Source organism: Ketobacter sp. MCCC 1A13808 (assembly GCF_009746715.1).
Taxonomy (GTDB): domain Bacteria; phylum Pseudomonadota; class Gammaproteobacteria; order Pseudomonadales; family Ketobacteraceae; genus Ketobacter.
Genome location: NZ_VRKW01000034.1, coordinates 1 through 5,232, shown reverse-complemented (window position 1 = coordinate 5,232; position 5,232 = coordinate 1). Strand labels below are relative to the sequence as shown.

General features: G+C 43.9%; 5 protein-coding genes. 3 read left to right on the top strand and 2 right to left on the bottom strand.

The window, feature by feature from the left end; translation table 11 throughout:
• Positions 1 to 107: 107 nt before the first annotated feature.
• Positions 108 to 2,891, bottom strand: coding sequence for a Tn3 family transposase (locus FT643_RS22585; protein WP_156873670.1), 2,784 nt, complete (start codon positions 2,889 to 2,891; stop codon positions 108 to 110).
• Positions 2,892 to 3,218: 327 nt separating this feature from the next.
• On the opposite strand from FT643_RS22585, the gene FT643_RS22580 reads away from it, so the two are divergent.
• The gene (locus FT643_RS22580; RefSeq protein WP_156873669.1) at positions 3,219 to 3,503 is read left to right on the top strand and encodes a Dabb family protein; all 285 of its coding nucleotides are present in this window, start codon (positions 3,219 to 3,221) and stop codon (positions 3,501 to 3,503) included.
• 11 nt (positions 3,504 to 3,514) lie between these two features.
• Positions 3,515 to 4,213: an aspartate/glutamate racemase family protein gene (locus FT643_RS22575; protein ID WP_156873668.1), complete on the top strand. Its 699-nt coding sequence runs from the start codon at positions 3,515 to 3,517 to the stop codon at positions 4,211 to 4,213.
• A 31-nt stretch (positions 4,214 to 4,244) separates the two neighbouring features.
• Here FT643_RS22575 and FT643_RS22570 read toward each other — a convergent pair whose 3' ends face one another.
• On the bottom strand, positions 4,245 to 4,892 hold the full coding sequence (locus tag FT643_RS22570) for a peroxiredoxin-like family protein (protein ID WP_198043823.1): 648 nt from the start codon (positions 4,890 to 4,892) through the stop codon (positions 4,245 to 4,247).
• A gap of 34 nt (positions 4,893 to 4,926) precedes the next feature.
• Here FT643_RS22570 and FT643_RS23625 point away from each other — a divergent pair.
• A partial coding sequence (locus FT643_RS23625) for a DUF3379 domain-containing protein (RefSeq protein WP_232340407.1) occupies positions 4,927 to 5,232 on the top strand: 306 nt, incomplete at its 3' end.

The following is a 5,232-nucleotide window of genomic DNA, read 5'->3' as shown; positions in this document are numbered from 1 at the left end:
AAAAATGGACGATGCCCATAAGAAATTGGAAAACGGCCTTAAACCGATTTATGATTCTGTTCGAAGACCGTTTGAAGGATTATATTTAACCCTGCAGTTACACAGAATTATTTACAGGGTCTTTTTTCCTGTTCTGCCCGTAAGTTCTCCTGAATCTCGCCATGGTTGAAAAAGAATACCCATTGTATGAATTCATTGAACTCTTCGCTTTTGCAGGTGGAGGCATGAATGGTCTCCCGCAACTCGATATTGCTAATATATTCCAGCAAGAATTGTGTTCTCACCACACGGTCGAGTTCGCGAAAGGCAAAGTAGAGAGAATTTCGAATACCACGAGATCTCAGGCGACGAGCAATGGTCGAGGCCGAAACTTTTCCTTCTTTAATGGATATCGCAATACGTAGCATATCCCGGTAGTTGTCGCGGATGAGCTGATAGTTGATTCCTTCTGAGAACAGTTCGTCGATATTTTTATAGCGGACACGTCGATCCGGTTTAAAAAAGATTAACGAGTTAATGTTACTGATGCGAGGCATCAGTTTGATACCAAGCTGATGCGCAAGTCCGAATACAATGGTACTCTGGGCGTGGGTGTCACCCTGGACGTTGTTGGGCTGAATATCCGATTCATTTTCAATGATCGCATCAATCAGGTGCATTGCTTCGCGGACACCACAGGGAATAAAGCGACTGAAGAGCGCGATGTATTTGTCGCTAACCAGGTAATAGCCGATTCCACCATAGGATGCGTACCTGAGATGGTATTCCGAAAGTAAATTTTGCTCATACATATCGAATAGCGTTCCGTCTACCAAAGCATTTTTGCCGGTTCCCCAGTACTTCGGCAGATCATATTCGTTATAGGTATTGATGATTTTCTCAGTTGCCTTGATCAGATCCTTTTCACGTACGTGAGACAAGTTTAGATAGGCAATCTGCTTCCGGCTCAGGGATTTAATGGAGCGGGCTGTCTGAGTTGGGCCTAGATTGCATCCGAAGCACAGTAGTGATGCGACCAGACGCATTTTATAGTCCTTTACTTTTCGCTGGTGTCCAGATAGAGGACCAAATAGATTTTCGATTTCGGTCCAATCAATAGTCTCTATCAACAGATCTAGGATGTTAATATCGGGGAGATTATCCCGTAGGGCCTGGTCTACCTTCTTGATTTGGCGGTTGTCCTTTTCGACTGCTCGCTTTTTCAACGAGATCGCATCTCGATGGAGTACGACGAAGTTGTCCTCTGGAATTTTGTCATCAACATTATGGACGATATCCACAAAAGAGTTTTTTAAGTCGCCGACAAAGGTACTGGGATACTCGCTTAGCCCGACTGCTTCACAGAACGCAGAAACCAGTTCTTCATACTCGTCCCACGGTACCAGATGTTGTCGGTAATCATCGTATTTTGTGCTCTTTTGTACAAAAAGGTCCCCAGAAACAAAACGTTTCGCTATCTCCGTCATCACGCAAAGCTCAAACATATCATGTTGCATGAATCGATTGATACGACTGGGCTTTTGATCGACGAACAAGACCGTATTCCACTGAGCGCTGATCCAATCAATGGCCAGTGAACCGTCCATGTTACTGTTATAGCCCACGGTAGATACTGCCAGGGACTTTACCTTTTGGTGACGAAAGTGGATAACTGCATTTAAGCATTCCAATAACTGTCCACCATGAGCGGTGTGATCAATTTCTAACAGTTCCAGGCAATCTAAAAGCGCCTTTCTCAATGGCCTGGTGTAGCGCCTGGGTAGGAACTGCAAGTAGTTATTGAATCCATGAAGCACAAGTCGGTTACAACGCGCTATAACATCGGTGGGATCATCCAGCACAGATGATATCTTTGCTACCATGGTAGCGGGTTCCGATTGATTGGACAGTTCCTCAGAAACGTCCCTGAGCATACAAATCAAAAGCTCTTGTTCCTGGGTAGAACCTTCTTGAAATTTCTTAAGGTCGTTTCGTGCTCGGTTGTGTATCTTCCGGATTTCTCGAATAAAGAAATCAATCATAAAGTCGGTGCAACAATAAAGTTGCTCACTGACCAATAAGGCGAGCAGAGCTTTTCGCTTCGTGGGCTGCATAGCTTTCATGCGGTCGGCGGTGTAAGCCCTGGCTTCAAGAATGAACTGTGCTCGCTTATCCTCAGGGATTTCTGGGAGCGGGCCCACCTTCTCATGCAACGTTTTGATCCATGCAGTATGGTCAGTGAAATTCGTTAGCCCTTGAACATTCGGTTTCTGTGGTTCATTCTTCAGAACCTGCCAATGAGTTTCTCCACTATCGGATTTTGTATGTAATAGTGCCTCTAGAATGTCGGTTGTTTCCTGGTTGAGTACCCCGGTTACCGCACGAAAATACGCTCGATTTGCGTAGGCTCGGGCGGTAACGGCGATGCGTTCCAATGTTGAGAAGGCGGGTAGTTCAATGGATTCCTTTACCAAAATTTCGAGTAAAGCGTTAATGATGTCGACCACATTTTCCTTAGTTCTGGCAATTTCCTTTGCGAACGATTTTATCCAAATCCCCTGAACACTCATGGTGAAAGGTTCGACACAACAGAATTGCCTGACGGCATCTTTGATCCGTTTCAACGTGGATTTCGGAACCACAGGAAGGTGCTGGAACTCTTCCTGGTAAAAGCGGGTAAAGCTGGCAATGTAGTTGATCACCGACACAGGGATATCGCTAGGATTGGGAAAGTATCCCAACCGTTGGAAGCACTTCAGATAAACCAGACAAGTCAGTGATTGTGCGCCTTTAAAGCGCCGTTTTCTTACCCATATGATTTCTTCATGGATTGGCGTGTAGACTCGAGCTATCTCTTTATGGGTCAGGTTGTATTTGATTCGGGGGAATGCAGTATCATGAATAGCCGCCATACGTCGCTCGCAAAAAGCTTATGACTATGGCGTAGATTCAGCGGAGAGGGAAGAGCAGGAAGGGGATGTTCATATAATGACCACATAAGCAAGGTAGTGAGCAGATGTGTTTCTAATAAAAACAATAGGTTAAGATGCTTTCGTGGAACTTTTTACACGAATCTTGGCCGGACCTCGGATTGCCTAGAACCCCACAATGAATCGACTTCCCTTACAAACACGGATACACAGTAAAGGCTTATACCTCTTAGTAGACAATCTTTTATAATACTAAAAATGAGCTAGTAGCTAGCATAAGCAAACAACGAATACCGTGGTCAGGTGCATATGATAAAGCGAGTCGCGATGTGGAGATTGAAAGACAAATCCCAAGCACACGAAATGAAAGAAAAATTACAGTCTTTGGAGGAAAACGTACCGAGCATCCATCATCTCGAAGTCGGCATTAATCAATCAGATTCTGCCAAAGCCTTCGATATCGTTTTCATCGCCACATTTGAAAACCAAGATGCCCTGCACGAATTCGAAAATGACAGTTTCCATCAATCTATATCAAGCTGGGTTTCAAGCGCTCGGGAAATCCGCCATTTTGTTGATTTTGAGACCGAGTAAAGGCTGATACTTTGAAAACCATTGGAATACTTGGCGGTATGAGTTGGGAAAGCAGTGCCGACTACTATCGTTTACTTAATGAAGGAATCAAAACTCGGCTTGGCGGCTTACACTCAGCGAAGCTCATTTTATATAGTGTCGATTTTGCACCTATAGCGCAAATGCAAAAGGAACAGAACTGGGACGAAATTAGTGTTATCCTCGTAGAGGCTGCAGAAGAAGTTCAATCAGCCGGTGCAGACTTCTTAATAATCGCATCGAATACCATTCATAAAGTTGCCCCTCAAATCCAAGCCAATATTTCCATCCCGCTCTTACACATCGCCGATGCCACCGCTCATAAGTTGATACAAAGCGAGGTCAAGACGGTCGGATTACTCGGCACTTCTTTTACCATGGAACAAGAATTTTACTCGCAAAAACTGCAGCAAGAATATGGCCTGAATGTCCTTATTCCAACAAATACGGAACGAGATCGAGTCAATTCAATAATTTTTGATGAGCTTTGCCTCGGCAAGCAAACCGAGGAATCGAAGAAATTTTTCTTATCAGTCATTGATAATTTAGAGAATGAAGGCGCTAAGGCTATCATTCTAGGTTGTACTGAAATCGGTGGACTCATAAAGCAATCGGACACTCCGGTCGCTTTGTTCGATACCACCGATATTCATGCTGCTGCAGCTATTGAAATGGCAATTAAAACCATCTAGCGGTTATGACTAAAGGTACTAACAGCAGGTGCTACAGCGTTTTAAGGATATCGACGACTTCCTTTGGATCAAGTCGATTTCTATAATCCGATTCGACAAAGCTATACACGATGTCGCCGTTCTTTGACACAACGAATGTTGCCGGTAAAGGCAGTTTATATTGACCTTCACCGTTATGCTTTTCCATGTCTATGTTGAAAGTGTTTTTATAAATTGGCTTTAGGGCTTCAGTTAGCGAATGCACTATGCCCAAGCGATCAGCATACTCACAGGCTTCATCAGTAAGAACATGGAAATCAATCTTGTTATTGTTAATGGTTTCAAGACTACTATCCGGCTGTTCGGGGGTAATCGCTACCAATTCAGCGCCAAAGGCCTTAATTTCATCCAAATGCGCTTGATAGGCTCGAAGCTCCAGGTTGCAATAAGGACACCAACCACCACGGTAAAAACAGATTACTAAACGAGAATCAGCAAGTAAGGAACCTGATTCAACGACCGTACCTAAATGGTTAGGAAGTGAGAATTCGGGTAGCTGATCACCTTTTTTCAATGCGCTGGATCGCAGATCTTTGTCTTTTAACTTGCTAGCTTCAGCAGCCATCACTTCTTGCACAGCTTCGGGCACCTTGTCTTTAAAACGCTTTTTATACTGATCTATTTCTTCTTGAAAGCTCATACCAGTCTTTCCTTTATGCTTTTCGGAAAATGCCATGGGCGCAGATAAGAATGATGATCAAAGACTTAGAAGTACCAAGATACCATCCACGCACATAATGGCAGAAACAATTAATTTTAACGGAGGCTGCTTAACCTGTCTCGTCTTGTTCTTTTGCGCACCATCTGATAGAGCAAGGCCAACCAAAGCCCCAACTCTACCACCAATAACCACACCAGGTGCGTTGCTTGAGTGGGGCTTAACCCTTAAATCATCACTTGGCGCAATCACTTATCTTGACTATTGCTCAATGCCAAATGGTAAGGGTTTACATATTGTTTTTAAACGAAATGATTCACAG